This is a genomic window from Enterobacter cloacae complex sp. FDA-CDC-AR_0164 (genome assembly GCF_003071645.1).
GTDB classification, from domain to species: Bacteria; Pseudomonadota; Gammaproteobacteria; order Enterobacterales; family Enterobacteriaceae; genus Enterobacter; species Enterobacter ludwigii.
In genome coordinates this window covers 4,103,084-4,124,954 of the sequence record NZ_CP028950.1, presented here as the reverse complement: position 1 = coordinate 4,124,954, position 21,871 = coordinate 4,103,084, and the positions used below count along the sequence as shown (strand labels likewise).

Annotated in this window: 20 protein-coding genes; 10 read left to right on the top strand and 10 right to left on the bottom strand. The window is 56.2% G+C overall.

Annotated elements, in window-relative coordinates:
- Positions 1-3: 3 nt before the first annotated feature.
- The 3 genes from AM410_RS20290 to atzF all read left to right on the top strand — a co-directional run bounded on the left by AM410_RS20290 (position 4) and on the right by atzF (position 6,187).
- Positions 4-636, top strand: coding sequence for an urea amidolyase associated protein UAAP2 (locus AM410_RS20290; RefSeq protein ID WP_025204312.1), 633 nt, complete (start codon positions 4-6; stop codon positions 634-636).
- Positions 637-788: 152 nt separating this feature from the next.
- Positions 789-4,391 carry an urea carboxylase gene (gene uca, locus AM410_RS20285; protein WP_108648365.1) on the top strand — a complete coding sequence of 1,201 codons (3,603 nt, stop codon included), beginning with the start codon at positions 789-791 and terminating at the stop codon, positions 4,389-4,391.
- Positions 4,388-6,187, top strand: coding sequence for an allophanate hydrolase (gene atzF / locus AM410_RS20280; protein ID WP_108648362.1), 1,800 nt, complete (start codon positions 4,388-4,390; stop codon positions 6,185-6,187). Before uca ends, atzF begins: the two co-directional genes overlap by 4 nt.
- Before the next feature lie 18 nt (positions 6,188-6,205).
- On the opposite strand, the gene dmsD is transcribed toward atzF, so the two are convergent.
- The 6 genes from dmsD to catA form a co-directional block, all read right to left on the bottom strand.
- Positions 6,206-6,820, bottom strand: a complete 615-nt coding sequence (gene dmsD, locus AM410_RS20275) for a Tat proofreading chaperone DmsD (RefSeq protein WP_020884270.1) — start codon at positions 6,818-6,820, stop codon at positions 6,206-6,208.
- Between the two features lie 42 nt (positions 6,821-6,862).
- Positions 6,863-7,717 carry a dimethyl sulfoxide reductase anchor subunit family protein gene (locus AM410_RS20270; RefSeq protein WP_108648360.1) on the bottom strand — a complete coding sequence of 285 codons (855 nt, stop codon included), beginning with the start codon at positions 7,715-7,717 and terminating at the stop codon, positions 6,863-6,865.
- Between the two features lies 1 nt (position 7,718).
- A complete protein-coding gene (locus AM410_RS20265; RefSeq protein WP_014169373.1) occupies positions 7,719-8,336 on the bottom strand; it encodes a DMSO/selenate family reductase complex B subunit in 618 nt (205 codons plus the stop codon).
- Between the two features lie 10 nt (positions 8,337-8,346).
- Positions 8,347-10,785, bottom strand: coding sequence for a selenate/tellurate reductase subunit YnfE (gene ynfE, locus AM410_RS20260; protein ID WP_108648358.1), 2,439 nt, complete (start codon positions 10,783-10,785; stop codon positions 8,347-8,349).
- A gap of 145 nt (positions 10,786-10,930) precedes the next feature.
- On the bottom strand, positions 10,931-11,224 hold the full coding sequence (locus AM410_RS20255; RefSeq protein WP_014169881.1) for a DUF1161 domain-containing protein: 294 nt from the start codon (positions 11,222-11,224) through the stop codon (positions 10,931-10,933).
- Between the two features lie 173 nt (positions 11,225-11,397).
- Positions 11,398-12,096, bottom strand: coding sequence for a type A chloramphenicol O-acetyltransferase (gene catA / locus AM410_RS20250; RefSeq protein WP_108648356.1), 699 nt, complete (start codon positions 12,094-12,096; stop codon positions 11,398-11,400).
- A gap of 386 nt (positions 12,097-12,482) precedes the next feature.
- Here catA and AM410_RS20245 point away from each other — a divergent pair, with 386 nt between their 5' ends.
- Positions 12,483-13,229: a YnfC family lipoprotein gene (locus tag AM410_RS20245; protein WP_032670404.1), complete on the top strand. Its 747-nt coding sequence runs from the start codon at positions 12,483-12,485 to the stop codon at positions 13,227-13,229.
- A 16-nt stretch (positions 13,230-13,245) separates the two neighbouring features.
- Here the strand turns inward: AM410_RS20245 and speG are convergent, their stop codons facing one another.
- Both speG and AM410_RS20235 read right to left on the bottom strand, forming a co-directional pair.
- Positions 13,246-13,806, bottom strand: coding sequence for a spermidine N1-acetyltransferase (gene speG, locus AM410_RS20240; RefSeq protein ID WP_020884265.1), 561 nt, complete (start codon positions 13,804-13,806; stop codon positions 13,246-13,248).
- Positions 13,806-14,144: a DUF1283 family protein gene (locus AM410_RS20235; RefSeq protein WP_020884264.1), complete on the bottom strand. Its 339-nt coding sequence runs from the start codon at positions 14,142-14,144 to the stop codon at positions 13,806-13,808. Before AM410_RS20235 ends, speG begins: the two co-directional genes overlap by 1 nt.
- A 152-nt stretch (positions 14,145-14,296) precedes the next feature.
- Between AM410_RS20235 and AM410_RS20230 the strand changes: the two genes are divergently transcribed.
- The 5 genes from AM410_RS20230 (at position 14,297) to AM410_RS20210 (ending at position 20,122) form a co-directional block, all read left to right on the top strand.
- Positions 14,297-14,623, top strand: coding sequence for a YnfA family protein (locus AM410_RS20230; protein WP_025204305.1), 327 nt, complete (start codon positions 14,297-14,299; stop codon positions 14,621-14,623).
- A 113-nt stretch (positions 14,624-14,736) separates the two neighbouring features.
- Positions 14,737-15,951 (top strand): starvation-sensing protein RspA, encoded by a 1,215-nt coding sequence (gene rspA / locus AM410_RS20225; RefSeq protein WP_108648354.1) that lies wholly within the window; start codon positions 14,737-14,739, stop codon positions 15,949-15,951.
- 14 nt (positions 15,952-15,965) lie between these two features.
- Positions 15,966-16,985 (top strand): Zn-dependent oxidoreductase, encoded by a 1,020-nt coding sequence (locus AM410_RS20220; protein ID WP_025204304.1) that lies wholly within the window; start codon positions 15,966-15,968, stop codon positions 16,983-16,985.
- A 73-nt stretch (positions 16,986-17,058) separates the two neighbouring features.
- Positions 17,059-18,438 (top strand): MFS transporter, encoded by a 1,380-nt coding sequence (locus AM410_RS20215; protein ID WP_025204303.1) that lies wholly within the window; start codon positions 17,059-17,061, stop codon positions 18,436-18,438.
- 220 nt (positions 18,439-18,658) lie between these two features.
- Positions 18,659-20,122: a mannitol dehydrogenase family protein gene (locus AM410_RS20210; protein ID WP_108648352.1), complete on the top strand. Its 1,464-nt coding sequence runs from the start codon at positions 18,659-18,661 to the stop codon at positions 20,120-20,122.
- 43 nt (positions 20,123-20,165) lie between these two features.
- On the opposite strand, the gene ydfZ is transcribed toward AM410_RS20210, so the two are convergent.
- Positions 20,166-20,369: a putative selenium delivery protein YdfZ gene (ydfZ, locus tag AM410_RS20205; protein ID WP_013096785.1), complete on the bottom strand. Its 204-nt coding sequence runs from the start codon at positions 20,367-20,369 to the stop codon at positions 20,166-20,168.
- A 289-nt stretch (positions 20,370-20,658) separates the two neighbouring features.
- Between ydfZ and AM410_RS20200 the strand changes: the two genes are divergently transcribed.
- Entirely contained in the window at positions 20,659-21,090 is a 432-nt protein-coding gene (locus tag AM410_RS20200) for a universal stress protein (protein ID WP_014169892.1), read from the top strand.
- A 35-nt stretch (positions 21,091-21,125) separates the two neighbouring features.
- Here the strand turns inward: AM410_RS20200 and AM410_RS20195 are convergent, their stop codons facing one another.
- Positions 21,126-21,812, bottom strand: a complete 687-nt coding sequence (locus tag AM410_RS20195) for a GntR family transcriptional regulator (protein WP_108648350.1) — start codon at positions 21,810-21,812, stop codon at positions 21,126-21,128.
- Positions 21,813-21,871 lie beyond the last annotated feature (59 nt).

Sequence of the window (21,871 nt, the reverse complement as noted above, 5' to 3'; positions counted from 1 at the left end):
AAAATGACCATGATCTCTGAAAAGCATGTGCAAGACGCGGTATTTCGCCACGTGATCCCGGCAGGTGAACCGTACCTGTTCGAGGTGAAACAAGGGCAGACGTTGCGCCTGCTCGACCTGGAAGGTAACCAGGCGGTCGACACGCTGTTCTACAATGCCGATAACCCGCGTGAACGTTACGATGCGCAGCGCACATTGCGCCGTCAGAACAACGCCTATCTCACGCGTGGCAGCGTCCTGTACTCCAGCCTCGGTAACCCCCTGCTGACCATTATCGACGATACCTGCGGGCGTCACGATACCCTCGGCGGGGCCTGCGCCCAGGAGAGCAACACCGTGCGATACGCCCTCGATAAACGCCATATGCACAGCTGCCGCGATAACTTCCTCTGCGCCTGTCTGCACGATGGCCGTCTGCAAAAACGCGACATCACGGCCAACATCAATTTCTTTATGAACGTGCCGGTGACGCCAGAGGGCGGGCTGACGTTTGAAGATGGCATCTCCGCGCCGGGGAAATACGTCGACCTGCGCGCCGAGTGCAACGTCATTGTCTTGATCTCCAACTGTCCACAGCTGAATAACCCCTGCAACGGCTGGAACCCAACGCCTGCTGAGGTGCTGGTATGGAACTGACGCCCACCCGCTGGCAGCGACTGCGCCAGGCGCTGTACCGCCTGTTTGAAGTTCGTGCCGGACGCATTCTGCCGTAACCGCTTTTTCCCCCATGGACGACCATGGGTGAGCCGATTTTCGGCGGGACGACCCGCCACGATTGAGTCTGACCTATGTTGACGACACTCCTGATTGCGAACCGCGGGGCGATAGCCTGCCGCATTTTACGCACCCTGCGCACCATGAAAATCCGTGGTGTGGCAGTCTATTCCGAGGCGGATATCAGCAGCCTGCATATTCGCGAGGCCGATGAAGCGCTGAGTCTGGGCGATGGCCCGGCGGCGAATACCTATCTGGATAGCACGAAGATCATCGCCGCCGCGAAAGCCAGCGGGGCACAGGCCATTCATCCGGGGTACGGCTTTCTCTCGGAAAACGCCGCGTTCGCCGAAGCGTGTGACGCCGCGGGGATTGCCTTTGTGGGCCCCACGCCGGAACAGCTGCGTCTGTTTGGGCTAAAACATACCGCTCGCGCGCTGGCGAAAACGCACGATGTTCCGATGCTGGAGGGCACCGACCTGCTGGCCGATGTTAACCAGGCCGTCAACGCTGCCGCCGGGGTGGGATATCCGGTGATGCTGAAAAGCACGGCGGGAGGCGGCGGTATCGGTATGCGCGTCTGCTATGACGCAGAAGCGCTGCGTGACGCGTTCGATGCGGTAGTGCGTCTGGGGAAAAATAACTTCAGCGACGCGGGTGTCTTTATCGAAAAGTACATTGAGCGGGCGCGTCATCTGGAAGTACAGCTGTTTGGCGACGGCAAGGGTGAGGTAATTGCCCTCGGCGTGCGCGACTGCTCTGTGCAGCGGCGTAACCAGAAAGTGCTGGAGGAGACGCCCGCGCCAAACCTGCCGGCGGGCATAGTGCAGTCATTGTGCGAGGCGGCGATAACGCTCGGTAAAGCGGTCAACTACCGCAGCGCGGGCACCGTTGAATTCGTCTATGACAGCGACGCCGCCCGCTTTTACTTCCTTGAGGTGAATACCCGTTTGCAGGTGGAGCACGGCGTGACCGAACAGGTGTGGGGCGTGGATCTGGTGCGCTGGATGATCGAACTTGCCGCCGGAACGTTGCCGCCACTGGCGACACTGCGTGACACCCTGAAACCGAAGGGGCATGCCATTCAGGCCAGGATCTATGCCGAGAATCCGGGCCGTCAGTTCCAGCCTTCACCGGGACTGCTCACCGACGTGGCTTTCCCGCCCGATGACCGCGTTACGCTGCGCATCGACAGCTGGGTTGAGGCCGGATGCGAAGTCCCGCCGTTTTTTGACCCCATGTTAGCCAAAATGATCGCCTGGCAGCCGACACGCGAAGCCGCCATCCGCGTGCTGCATTCCGCGCTGGGGGAGACCCGTCTTTATGGCGTTGAAACCAACCGCAGTTATCTGCAGCAGATCCTGACCTTCGCGCCGTTTGCCGCAGGTGAGCCCTGGACCCGCTGTCTTGAGCATCTGATGTACCAGGCGTCCACGCTGGAGGTGCTCAGCGCCGGTACGCAGACCACGGTACAGGATTACCCGGGACGCACAGGCTACTGGGCGGTTGGCGTTCCGCCATCCGGGCCAATGGACAGCCTGGCGCTGCGTCTGGGTAACCGTCTGCTGGGCAATAAAGACGATGCCGCCGCGCTTGAGATCACCCTCAGCGGCCCGACGCTGAAATTCAACTGCGATGCGCAGCTGGTGGTGACGGGCGCTGAAATTGCGCTCACGCTGGACGGTGAACCGCTGACCAATAATCACGTTTTTCGCGTCCGTGCGGGCATGACGCTGCGTATGGGAGAGATCCGTGGTGAGGGCGTGCGCAGCTATCTTTGCCTGCGCGGCGGGTTTAACGTGCCGGAATATCTGGGCAGTAAAAGCACCTTCACGCTGGGGCAGTTCGGGGGGCACGCCGGACGGGCGCTCCGCACAGGTGACATTTTGCATCTGGCTCCGTTAACCGAGCCGGTAGCCGACGCGCCGCTGCCGCAGGCGCTGCACACGAGGCTGGACGCGGTGCGCGAACTGCGGGTGATTTACGGCCCGCACGGTGCACCGGAGTATTTCACGCCGGATTACATCGCGACGTTTTTCGCCACCGAATGGGAAGTGCATTTCAACTCCAGCCGGACGGGGGTACGCCTGATTGGCCCGAAACCGGAATGGGTTCGCGACAGCGGCGGCGAGGCGGGACTGCATCCGTCGAACATTCATGACAATCCGTATGCCATCGGCGCGGTGGATTTTACCGGCGATATGCCGGTGATCCTCGGCCCGGATGGCCCAAGCCTGGGCGGGTTTGTCTGTCCGGTCACCATCATCGAGGCCGATCTGCACGCGGTAGGGCAACTGAAGGCGGGAGATTACGTTCGCTTTGTGCCGGTGGATATTGCCACCGCGCGACGGCTGGCGCAGGCGCAGGAGCGCCAAATCGCCAGCCTGACCCCGCAACCTGTCATGTGGCAACCTGCCGGTCTGGACTCACCGATTGTGCTGACGCAGGGGACTGACGATAAACGTCTGGTGGCGAGAGTGTCGGGTGATACCCATCTGCTGCTGGAGATTGGCGAGCCAGAGCTGGATCTGGTGCTGCGTTTTCGCGGCCACGCGCTGATGCAGGCGCTGGAGGACCGGGCGCTGAAAGGCGTTATCGATCTCACGCCGGGGATCCGCTCCCTGCAAATTCATTATCAGCCGGAAACGCTGCGCCTGGATAGCCTGCTGGAGGTGATCGCCGGGCTGTGGCAGGGCGTTTGTGACCAGGACTCGCTGGACGTGCCATCGCGCATCGTCTGGCTGCCGCTCTCCTGGGACGATCCGGCGTGTCAGAAAGCCATCGACAAATACATGACCACCGTGCGCCGCGATGCGCCGTGGTGCCCGAGTAACCTGGAGTTTATCCGTCGCATAAACGATCTGGCTAACATTGATGAAGTGTATAAAACGGTGTTCGACGCCCGTTATCTGGTGATGGGGCTGGGGGATGTCTACCTCGGCGCGCCGGTGGCCACGCCGCTCGACCCGCGACACCGTCTGGTGACCACCAAATACAATCCGGCGCGCACCTGGACGGCGGAGAACTCGGTGGGTATTGGCGGGGCATACCTCTGCATCTACGGTATGGAAGGGCCGGGCGGGTATCAGTTTGTGGGGCGAACCCTGCAGATGTGGAATCGCTATCGCACGGTAGATGATTTCGGCGGCAAGCCCTGGCTGCTGCGTTTCTTCGATCAAATTCGTTTTTATCCGGTCTCAGCCGGGGAATTGCAAACCATCCGCCGGGATTTCCCGCTGGGGCGTTATCCGCTGCGTATTGAACACACCACGCTGAAACTGGCGGAGTATCAGCAGTTTCTGGCTGACGAAGCAGCTGAGATTGAGGTATTCCGTACGCATCAGCAGGCGGCGTTTAACGCCGAGCGTGAGCGCTGGATAGCGGGCGGGCAGGCGCATTTTGACAGCAGCGACGAAACGACGGATGACGGTGACGACGCGCCGTTACGGTCGGGAGAATCCGGTGTTGAAAGCCCGGTTGCCGGCAACCTGTGGCAGGTGAACGTTGAGGTCGGCAACTCCGTGCGCGAAGGCGATGTGCTGGTGGTGCTGGAGTCGATGAAAATGGAAATCCCGTTAGTTGCCACTCAGGACGGCGTGGTCAGTCAGGTCCGTGTCCAGCCGGGGTCGTCGGTGCGGGCGGGCCAGTGCGTGGTCGTTCTGGAGAAAACAGCATGAAGCCTCTTTATGATTTACGTCTCTCTGTGCTGGCAGAGGCATACCGTGAAGGCCAGATCGCCCCGCGTGAGGTGATAACGGCATTACGCGAGCGCGCGCTGGCGCTGAACCCGTCATTTAACGCTTTTATTTATCTGCTCACCCCTGAAGAGCTGGAGCCGTACCTTGCCGCGCTGGAGGGCGTAGCGCCGGACGCGCTGCCGCTGTTCGGCGTGCCCTTTGCCATCAAAGACAATATCGATCTGGCGGGTATCGACACCACCGCCGCCTGTCCGGCATTTGCGTATCGGGCAGAACAGGATGCAACGATAGTTTCGCAGCTGATTGCGCTGGGGGCGATTCCTCTGGGGAAAACTAACCTCGATCAGTTCGCTACCGGCTTAAACGGTACGCGTTCGCCGTATGGCCCATGTCGTAACAGCGTTCATCCGGATTACCCGTCCGGTGGATCCAGCGCGGGGTCGTCGCTGGCGGTCGCCCTGGGTCTGGCGAGCTTCGCGCTGGGAACGGACACGGCCGGCAGCGGGCGCGTACCGGCCTCGCTGAATAATCTGGTCGGCCTCAAGGCAACCAAAGGACTCATCTCCACGGCAGGGGTTGTGCCTGCCTGCCGCACGCTGGACTGCGTCACGTTTTTCACCGCGACAGCAGCAGAGGCCAGCCAGCTGCTGGCACTCACGGCGCGACAGGATCCGCGTGACGAATACAGCCGGTCAAACCCGGCGTGGAACGGTCCGCAGGCTTTTGGTGTCCCTGCTGCGGGCTTTCGCTTTGGCGTGCCGGAGACGCTGGAGTTTCTCGGCTGTGCAGAAAGCGAGGCGCTGTATCACCGCGCGAAGACAGGGCTTATCGCGCTGGGTGGCGTGCCCGTGACTCTCGACTTTGCACCGTTTCTGGCGGCCGCGAAACTGCTCTATGACGGCCCGTGGGTTGCCGAGCGTTATCACCTCGCGGGTGCGCTGATTGAACGCCAGCCCGACGCGGTGTTGCCGGTTATCCGTGATGTCCTGCAACACGCGCCTGCAGCCACTGCGGTGGCGGCGTTTGACGCGCAGTACAAACTCCAGCGGTATAAAGCCGAGTGCGATGCCATGATGGCCGACCTGGAGTGCGTATTAATCCCGACGTATCCCCGCCCGGTGAGTCTGGCTGAGCTGGCCGATGAACCGGTTAAAAGCAACTCGGCGCTGGGCATCTATACCAACTTTATGAACCTGCTCGACTATGCCGCCGTAGCGGTCCCGGTCGGTGAAATGAACAATGGGCTGCCATCCGGCGTCACGCTATTTGGCCGCGCGTTTACCGATCAGTATCTGCTCAGTCTGGCCGATGCGTTACAACGTCACACAAAATTAACGTTACCGGGCAATCGTGCCATGCTGGACGACGCGCCGACCTGCACTGCAACCCATGACCGCCTGCGGATAGTGGTCTGCGGTGCGCATATGGACGGTCTGGCGCTCAATGTTCAGTTACGAGAGCGCGGAGCACGCCTTGTCGACGCGACCACCAGCGCACCTTATTACCGTCTGTATGCGCTGGCGGACGGTAAACGTCCCGGAATGGTTCGGGTGGCAGACCAAGGGGCCGGGATTGCGGTCGAAGTCTGGGAGCTACCGCACAGCGAAGTGGGGTCGTTTCTTGCCGGGATCCCCGCACCTCTGGGGCTGGGAAAAATCGAGCTGCAGGATGGACGGTGGTTGACCGGGTTTATCTGCGAGGCGTATGGCCTGGAGGGGGCACGGGATATCACCGAATTTGGTGGCTGGAGAGCCTGGCTTGCCCGGAATCGGTGAGCAAGCCAGGTGCTGGCGTTAGCGGTACAGCGTTTTTTCTGCGACCGGAATAATTAACGTGTCCTGCCAGTCCGCGAGCGTCAGCTGTGCGAGTTTGCCCAGTGCGGTGTAGAACGGGTGCCCGGCGTTTTCAACAAACACGGACAGGAAGCGGGTACTCCACGGCAGCAGGTGCCACGCCAGAAGCTGGTCGCGTTCAGCGTCGCGGCCATTTTCTGCCAGCCACGCGGCCAGTAACAGCAGGGTACCGATGTGATCTTCCGGTTCGTTCTGCTTCATCTCGAAGGCAATGTTGTTTTCACGCATCCACTGGCGCAGCGCGAGGGTGGAGTCGCCGAAGAGCACGGATTCCCGATCCAGCCAGACGGAACCCCATGGCGGTGACGGCAGGGCGTAAGGGCCAATAAACAGACGTTGCCAGGCATCTTTCAACGCTTCATCTGATGGCGTTTTGAACGCATCTGCAACGGGTTGCAGCGTTTCCGGCGCCAGCGGCCAGTCCTGAATCCAGTCGCCTGCGGTGAGCGCCTGCACCAGCGGCGCAGTCTGCTCGCTATCCGGAGCAAAATAAAACAGCGCGCCCAGTACCCGGGCGCTGAACGCGAACGAATCACGCTGTGAGACTTCTTTCATGACTACCTTCCTTGCTCGCGCGGAGTCGCCCGCGCGACTGTGTTAACCCGCAATCGCCATACCTGCGGTCATGTGCAGACCATAGAAAAGACCACGGCCAATCAGTTCACCCACGACGACCAGTATCACGCCTGCAAAAAGAGCGAAGGCTTTAGGCTCCTGCCGACGCATCAGCGGGCACAACCAGCAGCCGAGTCCGGCGGCAAGCAGTACGATACGCCAGATTTGCAGTGCGCCATAGTCAGGCAGCAGGGCACTCGCCTGTTGAACGGAACTGTGGATTGTCGCCAGGTCATTGCTCTGCAGCACGATGACCGCCACGCAGGCCAGGAGTGCCAGCACGCTGACAGAGGCCGCGAATGTGCTTTTATATGTCGTGTTTGCCACGCGCAGCAACAGGGCTGCAAACAGCGGCCCTCCCAATGCCAGCGTCAGGAAAAAGGCCAGCGTGGTGTAACCCGTGTACCAGGTCGGTACGGTATCAATTTGATAAACCCGGGTCATCGCCCAGACAAAGACAACGCCCAGGATCTGGCTAACGACCAGCCAGATTTTACCCAGTGCCAGGGGCATTTTACCGATAACGGATACCAGCCACCAGAAACCGCCAACGGCAAAGAAAACGGATCCCGCGGCAATTTCGTTACTGAGCGCCGAAGCACCCACGCGGTTGAGCGAGTTAAAGGCCCGGAGCGGGGAGCCAAGGTGCAGCACGGACGCCAAAAATCCGATGCCCATCACCAGCCACAGAAAGAACATACTGCGGACAAGGCGTGTTTTCACCGCGTCGTCTTTTTCAGTAAGCCAGACGAGCCCCATAACGATCAATGCCCCGGCGACGCACTGTCCGAAGACCGTGAAGATCACCAGCGGCCATTCATGCCATCCACTTCCCATCTCACACCTCTTTCGGGTTTGCCAGGTAGCCGGTGGTATCCCCTGTCGGGCGACTGTTGGCGTTAGGTTTAATCACGATGCTTGGCTTCGTGAAGTGCGCGGACGGCAGCGGCGCGACGGCCGCCAGCTGACCATGTTTTTTACGCAACTCGTCGATAGGACCGAAATCCAGCGCGCGCAGCGGGCAGGACTCCACGCAGATCGGCTTTTTGCCGTCTGCCACACGAGTGTGGCAGCCGTCGCACTTGGTCATATGCCCTTTGGCGGCGTTGTACTGCGGGGCACCGTACGGACAGGCCATGTGGCAGTAGCGACAGCCGATGCAGACATCTTCATCCACTACCACGAACCCGTCGTCACGCTTGTGCATCGCCCCGCTCGGGCAGACCTTGGTGCAGGCCGGGTCTTCGCAGTGGTTGCAGGCAATCGACAGGTAGTAGGCAAACACGTTCTGGTGCCAGACACCGTTGTCTTCCTGCCAGTCACCGCCCGCGTATTCGTAAATACGACGGAAGCTGACGTCCGGGGTTAAATCTTTGTAATCCTTGCAGGCGAGCTCGCAGGTTTTGCACCCGGTGCAGCGGCTGGAATCAATAAAAAATCCATACTGAGTGGTCATCACTTACTCCTTACGCCTTCTCGATCTGCACCAGATTGGTGTGCTGCGGGTTACCTTTGGCCAGCGGTGACGGGCGGTGCGTGGTCAGGGTGTTGATGCATGAACCGTGGTCGATACGATCGCCGTTCATATTGGCGTCATGCCAGGCTCCCTGGCCCATCGCGCTCACGCCGGGCATGATGCGTGGTGTGACTTTCGCTTCGATGCGTACCTCGCCGCGATCGTTAAACACGCGCACCGTATCGCCATTTTTGATGCCGCGTTGCGCCGCGTCCACGGGGTTGAGCCAGACCTCCTGACGGCAGGCGGCTTTCAGCACGTCGACATTGCCGTAGCTGGAGTGGGTGCGAGCTTTGAAGTGGAAGCCGAAGAGCTGCAGCGGGAATTTATGACGTTCCGGGGCGTCCCAGCCGTCGAAGGTCGAGGCGTAGACCGGCAGCGGGCTGATGGTTTCGTCGTCGGCGAGCTCCCAGGTAGCCGCAATCTCTGCCAGCTTGCTGGAGTAAATTTCAATCTTGCCCGAGGGGGTGTTGAGCGGATGAGCCTGCGGATCATCGCGGAATTTTTTATAGGCCACGAAGTGCCCGGCCGGATCTTTACGCTTATAAATACCCCTCTCTTTCAGTTCGTCATAGGACGGCAACTGCGGATCTTTTTCGAGCATTTTGGCATACAGATACTGCAGCCACTGCGCCTGGGTACGTCCTTCGGTAAATCGCTGATGAATATCCGGGCCGAGGCGTTTCGCCACTTCACTCATGATCCAGTAGATCGGTTTGCGCTCAAACTTCGGTGCGGTCACGGGCTGAAGGAAAATCAGATAGCCCATGTTGCCTGCATAATCGTTAGGAATAATGTCTTCCTGCTCAACGGTCATTAAATCGGGCAGCAGGATGTCAGCATATTTCGCCGACGAGGTCATAAAGTTGTCGATCACCACGATGGTTTCGCATTTACTCTCGTCCTGCAGAATATCGTGGGTTTTGTTGATGTCGGAATGCTGGTTGATGATGGTGTTGCCAGCGTAGTTCCAGATGAATTTGATCGGCACATCCAGCTTCTCTTTTCCCCGCACGCCGTCGCGCAGGGCGGTCATTTCGGGTCCGCGCGCGATGGCGTCGGTCCAGCTAAAGCATGAGATTTGCGTTTTCACCGGGTTATCCGGCAGTGGCATACGCTCAATGGTGATCGTGTAGGTCGATTCACGTGCGCCGCTGTTCCCGCCGTTGATACCGACGTTTCCGGTCAAAATCGGCAACATGGCAATGGCGCGGGAGGTCAGCTCGCCGTTGGCCTGGCGCTGGGGGCCCCAGCCCTGACAGATGTAAGCCGGTTTGGTACTGCCAATTTCTCGTGCAAGCTTGATGATGCGATCGGCCGGTATGCCTGTGATGCGCGAGGCCCATTCCGGCGTTTTGGCGGTGGCATCATCACCCTGACCGAGAATATACGCTTTGTAATGTCCGTTAGCAGGCGCACCTTCCGGCAGCGTTTTTTCGTCATAGCCGACGCAGTACGTGTCGAGGAACGGCTGATCGACAAGGTTTTCGTCGATCAGTACCCAGGCGATACCCGCGACCAGCGCGGCGTCCGTCCCCGGGCGAATCGGGATCCACTCGTCTTCGCGCCCGGCGGCGGTGTCGGTATACCGCGGATCGATGACGATCATGCGCGCGTGAGAGCGCTCGCGGGCCTGCTCGAGATAATAGGTTATCCCGCCGCCACTCATTCGCGTCTCTGCCGGGTTATTGCCGAACATCACCACCAGCTTCGTGTTTTCAATATCCGAGGTGCTGTTGCCATCGTTGCTGCCGTAGGTGTAGGGCATTGCACAGGCTATTTGCGCGGTGCTGTAAGTGCCATAGTGGCTTAAAAAGCCGCCGTAGCAGTTCATAAGACGCGCGACCAGCGAAGCATAAGGGGAGGAGCGGGTGATATTGCCGCCCACAATGCCGGAGGAGTAGTTAATGTAGACCGCTTCGTTGCCGTATTTTTCGACGACATCTTTCAGGCTGCGGGTAAGGGTGTCCAGGGCTTCATCCCATGAGATACGCTCAAATTTGCCTTCACCGCGTTTCCCTACGCGCTTCATGGGGTAGTTCAGACGATCGGGGTGATTGATCCGACGGCGAATAGAACGCCCGCGCAGGCAGGCGCGAACCTGATGATTGCCATAAATATCCTCACCGGTGTTATCCGTTTCGACCCAGTAAACTTCTTCATCACGGACGTGAAGACGCAGCGCACAACGGCTCCCGCAGTTGACCGAGCAGGCACCCCAGACCACTTTGTCTTCAGCGGGCTTTACGGCGTTTTGTACCGCGGCAGCGGCGCTCTTGAGGCCAAAAGGCAGTGAGATCCCTCCGGCGGCAAGTGCCAGAGAGCCTATTGCAGTGGATTTAACCAACGTTCGACGGCTGATCCCGCCGTGATTTTCGACATCGGACATAACTCACCCCATCATTTTAATTGCGTATTATTTTCGCCCGTGATTACAACCGGGCTAATGATGGGGTGAATGTTACTTATTTGGAGGTATTAAATATTAATCCTCATCAAGTCAAAGGGAATTGGCCACGAGAAAGTGATTAAAATCACTGAGGTTCGCCCTGACCATTATCCTGCATCCCTGATGCGGCACCGCTACCGGTGCGGGTATAGAGAATTTTAAAAGTATCGTTCGCACAATGACCGACTACCTGTGCATCCGGCTGGTCAGCCTGATCGTTTGGCACAATATTCAACGTAAAGCCGGACTCGGGCACGCCGTTATTGATGATTTTCTGCTGAATATCGCTTTTTACGCGCTCGCAGGAATCCGGGGCAGCCAGAGCCGCTGTAGAAGCGCTCATTAACAGCAGGGCGGTAATCCAGGGTAACCGTTTCATCTGTAGCTCCTTTTCTCTGTGTGTCGGTTAAGCTTAGCAGGGTTCGTGTAAGCTTTTGTTATTGGGGATAACTTTCTGAACAATCTTATACAGGCTTCCTGCGCTCATTTTCCCCAATTTCAATTTCCATCAACACGTCCTGCGGGCGGTGATACCCGCCCGGCATCGCGACGCTAAGCGCGGTGCGTTTTGCTCTGCACCTGTTGTTCGCCGGAGTGATGCCGTAAGTCATCACACATCGCCTGCAATTCATTGAACAATCTTGCCACATGGAAACCATCGCACACGGAATGATGGACCTGCACGGCGAGGGGCAACAATACTTTTCCACCCTGGTTGACGTATTTCCCCATAGTGAACATGGGGGCAAAAAAGTTCTGCATATTGGCTACGTTGATATTAAAACTGGTAAAACTTGACCAGGGGATCGCCGACACGAAAAATACATTTTCCCGTGACTCTTCCTTCGGCCAATAAGAAAGGCTATTACCATAGCGAGCAACATCTTCCGAATAAACGTTCTGGAAATGATCAATATTGCCATCGAAGTGACTCCATAATGAAGAAAAGGTCTCCGTTTCATTATGGAAAATGGTATAGCTTGGATGAATTTCATTCCATATGACAAGTTCATTGTTCTTCATGGCCATACGGAATTCCGAATGGTTGTTGACGATTTTAGAAAGGAGGGAAATCATCGTCGGATAAAATTTCCAGCCCAGTTCTTTTATATCCCTGAGCAATGCGGTGATGTCTATTTGAACAGTTTGATTAAATGTAGATTGAGCAAAGGACTGAAATACCTCGAAATGTTCTTTTCTGGCCCAACGTGATAAGTCAACAGGCGTATATGCAGGGATTGTTTTTTTCATTTTTTAACCTTTGATGAGCAATCAAAAATCAGCGTTTTGCCTACGTTTTTTCATGAATAAAGAAAGCATAGAGATTCCAGGCGGTTTTGGACGCGAACGCATTTGTGAGGGTAGCGCATCCTTATAGAGGAAGAAAGGGGATGGTAAACATTTAATATATCAAAGAAAAAAGTTAGATGGTGCAATCTGCCGGCGTTTTCATGTTGTTAATATGTCACAGAATATCCGTCATGCGCTCAAAACAGGTGTGTTTCCTGTTCAACAGCGGGCACAGCGCCTTCTCGTTCTGGCGAGGTTTTGCAGAGGGTAAGAGAGATTAATGCATTGATTGTACGTCTCTTTTCGCCTGACATTTTGCTATCGTGTGAACAACGGTATTTGCTAATATGATCGGGAATACTCTCCCTGATTCGGTAAATGATGTGAAGAACTACGCAGCGATAACGCTACTGGCAGCAACACTGGTGGGGTGCGACAACCCTTCCGCGCCGCTGTCGTTTACGCCCGAGATGGCGAGCTTCTCCAATGAATTTGATTTTGACCCTCTGCGCGGCCCGGTAAAAGACTTTACCCAGACACTGTTCAACGACAAAGGTGAAGTCTCCAAACGGGTAACCGGTACGATGTCGACGGAAGGGTGTTTCGATACCCTCGAACTGCACGACCTCGAGGCCAATACCGGCGTGGCGCTGGTACTGGATGCTAATTACTACCTTGATGCGGAAACCCAGCAGCGAAAAGTGAAACTGCAGGGGAAATGCCAGCTGGCCGAATTACCGTCGGCGGGCGTAACGTGGGATACCGACGATAACGGGTTTGTGGTGGCGGCGCACGGCAAAGAGATGGAAGTGAAGTACCGCTATGATGCGGATGGCTATCCGCTGGGGAAAACCACCGTCTCCGGGGACCAGCATTTATCCGTCCAGTCGACGCCGTCTAAAGATCTTCGCAAAAGAATGGATTACTCCGCCGTGAGCATGCTGAATGACAAGCCGCTGGGCAACGTCAATCAGAGCTGTGATTACGATCGACACAATAATCCGGTGAGTTGCGATCTGACGATCACCGACAACAGCGTGAAGCCCGCCGTTGAGCGCAAGTACACCATTAAGAACAGTATTGAATACTACTGAGAAAAAGCCGCGCAGGTTACTGCGCGGTGGGTTTCAGCAGGCTGGCGCCTGACGGTTTGTGTCCGGCCAGGTGCTGATGCTGGAAGATGCACATGCGAATGGTGTTGCGGTATTCACCGTTGATAAAGAACTCGTGAACCAGTTCGCCTTCCACCATAAAGCCCAGCTTGCGGTATATATGGATCGCTTTCTCGTTCTCTTTATCCACGATGAGATAAAGCTTGTAGAGATTCAGGACGTTGAATCCGTAATCCATCGCCAGCTTCGCCGCCCGCGTGGCAAGACCTTTCCCCTGATGCTCAGGTGAAATGATAATCTGGAATTCTGCCCGACGATGAACGTGGTTGATCTCAACCAGTTCCACCAGACCGGCTTTTTCACCTTCACACTCCACGACAAAACGGCGTTCGCTCTGATCGTGAATGTGCTTATCGTAGAGATCCGACAGCTCAACAAACGCCTCGTAAGGCTCTTCGAACCAGTAGCGCATCACGCTGGCGTTATTGTCGAGCTGGTGGACGAAGCGCAGGTCTTCACGCTCCAGCGGGCGGAGCTTAACGTCACACTGCACTGACATTATGGCGCTACCGTGCGGCCAGTTCGACGATCCAGGCAGCGCAGGGTATTTGGCTCCCAGTAGGCGTTAACGTTGGCACTTTGCTGACACTTATCGCGCGCGTCGAAAGCGACATCTTCTTTGTCCCACTCTTTTTCAACACGTTTGTTCACCTTCTGGCGAAGGCTACGGGTGTCATTCCATTGTTCTTTGTCCATCGCGGCGTTCTGACGGCTTTGCGCGCTGTCGCCAGACTCAATAATGAGTTTGCTGGTTTCGGCGGTGGCAGAGGCGGCAAAGGCGAACGATGACAGCGCCAGCAGGGCTGTCAGACAAAGGCGTTTGCTTAATGTAGTCATAGCGTTTCCTTTTAAATGGGCGCAGATAATTAAGTTATCCCGTTCAGATTCTACACCAAAGAGAAATAACGGCATACCCGCGGCACGGGTATGGAAAAGTAAACGATATCATCAGGTATGATGTCTAAATAAATCATCACATGACCGTAAATATGCTCAAAACCACTCTGCTTTTTTTTGCCACCGCGCTGTGTGAAATCATCGGCTGCTTCCTTCCGTGGCTCTGGCTGAAGAAGGGGGCAACCGTATTCCTGCTGATCCCGGCGGGCATTGCGCTGGCCCTGTTTGTCTGGCTGTTGACGCTGCACCCGGCGGCCAGCGGGCGCGTCTACGCCGCTTATGGCGGGGTTTATGTCTGTACCGCGCTGCTGTGGTTACGCGTGGTGGATGGTGTGAAGCTCAGCGCCTATGACTGGGCCGGGGCGCTGGTTGCGCTGTGCGGCATGTTGATTATTGTTGCCGGATGGGGGCGCGCCTGAGCGCCCGATTTTTTTGTGACCGTTCGCTGATTTTATGATCATTATACTTGTATGGTAGTAGTGCAGAGGAGTAAGTTTCCAGCATCACAATGAGCGATGTAAGGAAATGGATTATGAAGATTGTCGGGGCTGAAGTCTTTGTTACCTGCCCGGGGCGTAACTTTGTCACCCTTAAAATTACCACCGACGAGGGCATCGTCGGCCTGGGTGATGCCACCCTCAACGGACGTGAACTTTCGGTGGCCTCTTATCTGAAAGATCACCTTTGCCCGCAGTTGATCGGCCGTGATGCGCACCGTATTGAGGATATCTGGCAGTTCTTCTATAAAGGCGCCTACTGGCGTCGTGGCCCGGTCACCATGTCGGCCATTTCCGCCGTGGATATGGCACTGTGGGATATCAAAGCCAAAGCGGCCAATATGCCGCTCTACCAGCTGCTGGGCGGCGCATCCCGGGAAGGGGTGATGGTCTATTGTCATACCACCGGACACTCCATTGATGACGTGCTGGAAGATTACGCCCGGCATAAAGAGATGGGCTTTAAGGCGATCCGCGTTCAGTGCGGCGTGCCGGGTATGAAAACCACCTATGGCATGTCGAAAGGAAAAGGGCTGGCCTACGAGCCCGCCACTAAAGGTGACTGGCCGGAAGAGCAGCTCTGGTCCACTGAAAAATACCTCGATTTCACACCGAAGCTGTTCGATGCGGTGCGCAGTAAATTTGGCTTTAATGAGCATCTTTTGCACGACATGCACCACCGTTTGACCCCGATTGAGGCGGCGCGATTCGGTAAGAGCATTGAAGCATTCCGTATGTTCTGGATGGAAGATCCTACGCCTGCGGAAAACCAGGCCTGCTTCCGTCTGATCCGTCAGCACACGGTCACGCCGATTGCGGTTGGAGAAGTGTTTAACAGTATCTGGGACTGCAAGCAGCTTATTGAAGAGCAGCTTATCGACTATATCCGCACCACCATTACCCACGCGGGCGGCATCACCGGCATGCGGCGCATCGCGGACTTCGCCTCGCTTTATCAGGTGCGTACCGGCTCACATGGACCGTCGGATCTGTCGCCTGTTTGCCACGCCGCCGCGCTGCATTTTGACCTGTGGGTGCCAAACTTTGGTGTACAGGAATATATGGGTTACTCCGAACAGATGCTGGAGGTCTTCCCGCACAGCTGGCGCTTTGATAATGGCTATATGCATCCGGGCGACAAACCCGGGCTGGGTATTGAATTTGACGAAAAACTGGCGGTGAAATACCCGTACGATCCTGCCTATCTTCCGGTTGCCCGTCTCGAAGATGGCACGTTGTGGAACTGGTAAACGAGGAGCGAACGATGAAAAGCGTAGTGATTCAACAACCCAACGCACTGGTGATTGAAGATCGTCCACTCCCGGAACCCGCGGCAGGTGAAGTGCGCGTCAACGTCAAACTGGCCGGTATTTGCGGTTCAGACAGCCATATTTACCGCGGGCATAATCCGTTTGCCCGATACCCGCGCGTGATTGGCCATGAATTTTTTGGTGAGATTGATGCCGTTGGTGAGGGAGTTGACCCGGCCCGCGTGGGCGAACGCGTCTCGGTTGACCCGGTGATCAGCTGCGGACACTGCTATCCGTGCTCCGTGGGCAAACCCAATGTCTGTACCTCTCTGGTGGTGCTGGGCGTTCATCGCGACGGAGGCTTTAGTGAATATGCCGTCGTACCGGCAAAAAATGCCTGGGTTGTTCCGGATGCTATTCCAGATAAACACGCGGTAATGATCGAGCCGTTCACGATTGCCGCTAACGTGACGGGGCATGCACAACCCACCGGGCAGGATATCGCCCTGATCTACGGCGCAGGTCCCATGGGGCTTGTCACCGTCCAGGCGCTGAAAGGTGTCTATAAGGTGAAGCAGGTTATCGTAGTCGATCGGATCAATGAACGGCTGGCGATGGCGCAACGCAGCGGCGCGGACTGGGTGTTCAACAACGCAGAGCTGTCGTTACAGGCGGCGCTGGAAGAAAAAGGGATCAAACCGACGCTTATTATTGACGCAGCCTGTCATCCGACAATTTTACAGGAAGCCATCACCATTGCCTCTCCGGCGGCACGCATCGTGCTGATGGGGTTTTCCAGCGACCCAAGCCAGATTGTTCAGCAGGGGATCACCGGAAAAGAGCTGGCGATATTCTCATCACGGCTGAATGCCAACAAATTCCCCGTCGTCATCGACTGGCTGGAAAAGGGGCTGATCGACCCGGACAAACTGATCACCCACACCTTTGACTATCACCACGTAACAGACGCCATCGAACGGTTTGAAAAAGATCAGCGGCAGTGCTGCAAAGTCTTACTCACGTTCGGGCAATAATAATTCACGCGGTTAAGAGCCTGCGCAGACAGGCTCTGAGTGGTACGCATCTTACCTTGCAGAGATAGCCATTATGACGCAAACACAACCACAAAGAACGACTTCAGATCTGGTGAAAGCCGCCGTTTCCGGCTGGCTGGGTACCGCACTGGAGTTTATGGATTTCCAGCTCTATTCGCTGGGGGCCGCACTGGTATTCCATGAGATCTTCTTCCCGGAACAATCGGCCGCAATGGCGCTGATTCTGGCGATGGGGACGTACGGCGCAGGCTATATCGCGCGCATTGTCGGCGCCTTTATCTTCGGGCGAATGGGCGACAGCATTGGCCGTAAAAAGGTGCTGTTTATCACCATTACTATGATGGGGATCTGCACGACCCTGATCGGGGTCTTGCCGACCTACGCGCAGATTGGGATTTTCGCGCCCGTCCTGTTAGTGACGCTGCGTATTATCCAGGGGCTGGGGGCAGGGGCTGAAATCTCCGGCGCCGGGACCATGCTGGCGGAGTACGCCCCTAAAGGGAAACGCGGCATTATCTCCTCGCTGGTGGCGATGGGCACCAACTGCGGGACGCTAAGTGCAACGGCTATCTGGGCAGTTATGTTCTTCGCCCTCGACCGCGAACAGTTGGTTGCCTGGGGCTGGCGTGTACCGTTTCTTGCCAGCGTGGTGGTAATGATCTTCGCCATCTGGCTGCGAATGAACCTCAAGGAGAGCCCGGTATTTGAAAAAGTGAACGAGGCTGAGACAACCGCACCGGTGACAAAACACGATTTATCATTTGCAGCGATGGTGAAGAGTAAGTCCTTCTGGCTGGCAACCGGGCTGCGTTTTGGTCAGGCGGGGAATTCGGGACTGATCCAGACGTTTCTTGCCGGGTATCTGGTTCAGACGCTGCTGTTCGATAAAGCGATCCCCACCGATGCGCTGATGATAAGCTCAATTCTCGGGTTTATCTCTATCCCGCTGTTGGGCTGGCTCTCCGATAAAGTGGGGCGTCGTCTGCCGTACATTCTGCTCAATATCTCCGCCATTATTCTGGCGTACCCGATGCTGTCGATTATCGTTGATAAGAGCTATGCGCCGGGCGTGATCATGCTTTCCATCATCGTTATCCATAATTTCGCCGTACTGGGACTGTTTGCCCTGGAAAATATCACGATGGCGGAGATGTTTGGTTCGCGTAACCGCTTTACCCGGATGGCTATCTCAAAAGAGGCGGGCGGGCTGGTGGCGGTAGGCTTCGGGCCAGTGCTCGCCGGGATCTTCTGCAATATGACCGGATCCTGGTGGCCAATTGTCGCCATGATGATCGCCTACTCCGTGATTGGGCTGATCGCCGCCATCTGCATGCCAGAGGTCTGCGATCGTGATTTGAGCGTGGCGGAAGATGCGGCGGAGGGGCCGGCACGTGATTCCGTCGGCTATGGGGCGGTTTCATCGCGGCGGTAATGGTTTATATCTTTAGTGACCTGTCACACAACTTTATGTTCATGTCACACCACATGCGTAAAAGTTAATATAAATCAAAATCTCAAACTGCAGGATCAGTATGGTTAATGGCAGTTCTTTTTTACCCCGACTGCCATTCTAGTTGGTGTAGTCAGCAGGCGCTGCTGCTCGTTCAGAGCGGCAGCGAATCCCAGCGTACATAACTTAACGAGTCTTAATCATGGAAAACCGGTTATTACAGGCGAAAGCGACGCTTCCTCAGTACGATCGCGAACGCCTCAAGGCACGCATTGTTCATTTAGGGTTTGGCGCATTTCACCGTGCGCATCAGGCGGTGTACGCCGACATTCTCGCCGCGGAACACAACAGCGACTGGGGTTACTGTGAGGTAAACCTGATTGGCGGTGAACAGCAGATTGCCGATCTGAACGCACAGGATCATCTCTACACCGTGGCGGAAATGTCTGCCGATGCGTGGACATCGCGGGTGGTGGGCGTGGTCAGGAACGCACTGCATGCCCAGGTTGACGGGCTGGAACGCGTGCTGGCCGCACTGTGTGAGCCGCAGGTGGCGATTGTCTCGCTCACCATTACTGAAAAGGGATATTGCCACTCGCCGGCGACCGGGAAACTGATGCTCGATCACCCGTTAATCGCCGCCGACCTGAAAAACCCGCATCAGCCGAAATCTGCGCCGGGTGTGGTGGTGGAAGCACTCGCGCGACGCAAAGCTGCCGGGCTGCCCGCGTTTAGCGTCATGTCCTGTGACAATATGCCGGAGAACGGTCACGTCATGCGTAATGTGACCTGCGCTTATGCCCGCGCGGTTGACGGCGAGCTGGCAGACTGGATTGAATCCAGCGTCACTTTCCCGTCCACCATGGTGGATCGTATTGTTCCCGCGGTTACACCGGAGACGCTGGATAAAATTGAACAGCTGACCGGCGTTCGTGACCCGGCAGGCGTGGCGTGCGAACCGTTCCGTCAGTGGGTGATTGAGGACAACTTTGTTGCAGGCCGTCCGCAGTGGGAAAAGGCCGGGGCGGAGCTGGTTTCTGACGTCATTCCGTTTGAAGAGATGAAGCTGCGCATGCTTAACGGCAGTCACTCTTTCCTCGCGTATCTTGGCTATCTGGCGGGGTACCCGCACATCAACGACTGCATGGAAGACGCGCACTACCGTACTGCCGCCCATGCGCTAATGCTGAACGAGCAGGCGCCGACCTTAAAAGTGAAAGGCGTTGATTTAGGCCACTATGCAGACCTGTTGATTGCCCGCTACAGCAACCCGGCGTTACGTCACCGTACCTGGCAAATCGCGATGGACGGCAGCCAGAAGCTCCCGCAGCGTATGCTCGATTCCGTACGCTGGCATCTGGTGCATCAAAAAAGCTTCCCGCTGCTGGCATTAGGCATTGCAGGCTGGATGCGGTATGCCGGTGGTGTCGATGAGCAGGGCAACGCTATCGACGTGAGCGACCCGCAGCTGGCGGTCATTCAGGCGGCGGTGAAGGGAAGTGCTGAGGGCGAAGACCGGGTGAAGGCGCTGCTGGGCATTGAGGCCATTTTTGGCAAAGAACTCCCGCATGAAACCGTCTTTGTGGATGCGGTAATGCGTGCTTACCAGACGTTACTGCAAAAAGGTGCAAAAGCCACGGTCGCAGAGTACGCGGCGAACGGCTAAGTCATCACATGCCGCCGCGTGCGGCGGCATGATGTCGCATGAATCAGTGCATACCCAGGCGAATCAGTTCAATCGGTTCGAACTTACCTTCGCAACCTTCCACTTCTACCGTTTTGCTGCGACGCACCTGCGCGGCATCCAGCCCTTCGCTGTGGATCGCTTTAATCACGCCGGTGTGTCCTGTGCCATTGATCATTACACGGCTGCCGGTGGTAATTGCGTTACGGTTACGGTCGTATGTCATCATGGTATTTTCTCCTCTCTCTCTTATCCGTTACGGCGCTATTTTAGGTTTCACCGTTCACGGGGCACTATAAATACGCCTGTCTGCATCTCATTTTTTTGTTTTTGATCAAACTCACACTTTTTTCTCAATATTGGTGGGTGCTGACGGTTCACGACAGCAATTTACAAAGCCCACATTTATTTTCCTTTATTGATAGTTTCTGCAGGCAAGCGTTTAGGGTTTGTTTATATTCCGGCTGTCATTCTTGAAGCAGGGAATACCCCTTTCACAGGAATAAGGAGTCAGGCTTATGTATAAGAAGATTTTAATGCCTGTTGATGTATTTGAAATGGAATTGAGCGACAAAGCGGTTCGCCACGCGGCCAACCTTGCAAAGGCGGAAGGCGCGTCGATTACGCTGGTGAACATTCTCCCCAACAGCAGCCGCTCGTTGCTGCGCGGATTCAACGCCGATATCAAAAAGTTTGAAGCGTTTATGACCGCTGAATCCGGGAAGAAAATGAACGAGCTAAAAAGGCTGTTTGATCTCCCCGGGGAGAATATCCACAGCCTGGTCTGCTTTGGCAACGTGCGTGACGAAATTATCAAACTGAGCAAAGAAGGGGAATATGACGTGATCGTCATCGGGTCGAAAAACCCGAGCATCAGCACCCATCTGCTCGGTTCTAATGCGGAATCTATCCTGCGCTATGCGAGTATTCCGGTGCTGGTGGTTCGCTAATCTCTTCGCCGCAACCGAAACGGGGGCGGCGTATTTTACTCTTCGCTAAACCAGTCGCTGTTTTCCTGACGAATTAACTGTACGGATTCGCTGATTTCCTGCAGGTGCAGCGTCATCGCTTTTTCTACACCGTCCTGATCGCGTTTTTCCAGCGCACTGAAAATATCATGATGCTGTCGGAGCAACATTTCCGGTGGGGAGACGTGGTCGAGGCTCATATAGCGCACGCGGTCGATGGTGGCTTTGATGTTTTCAATCGTGTCCCAGGCCAGCTGACAGTCCGCAATTTGCGCCAGCTTCTGGTGAAACTCGTCATCAAGCTGGAAGAAGTCGTTGAGCTGTTTGCGGTCAATCGCAATACGCTGCTGATGCAGGTTTTGCTCCAGCAGGTAGCACTGGTTGTCATCAATCAAGGATGCGGCACGGCGCGCCACCGCGCACTCAATGGCCTGACGGACAAAACAGCCGTTACGCACCTGGGAGAGCGAGATTTTGTTCACATAGCTGCCGCGCTGCGGGCGGATCTGAATCAGACCGTTTTCTGCAAGCTTGATAAACGCCTCACGCACGGGCTGGCGGGACACGTCAAACCGCACGGATACCTCTTTTTCAGAGAGCGGCGTTCCGGGTGGGATCAGGCAATGGACAATATCACGTCGCAAAATGCGATAGATTTGCCGGTTTACGGGCTGGGTAGGATTGAGTTGCGATTCAGCGGCCATGAGTTGTCATTTCTCAGAGAGTTAGCCTGAACATACTACCATTCTTTTATGGCCTGAAA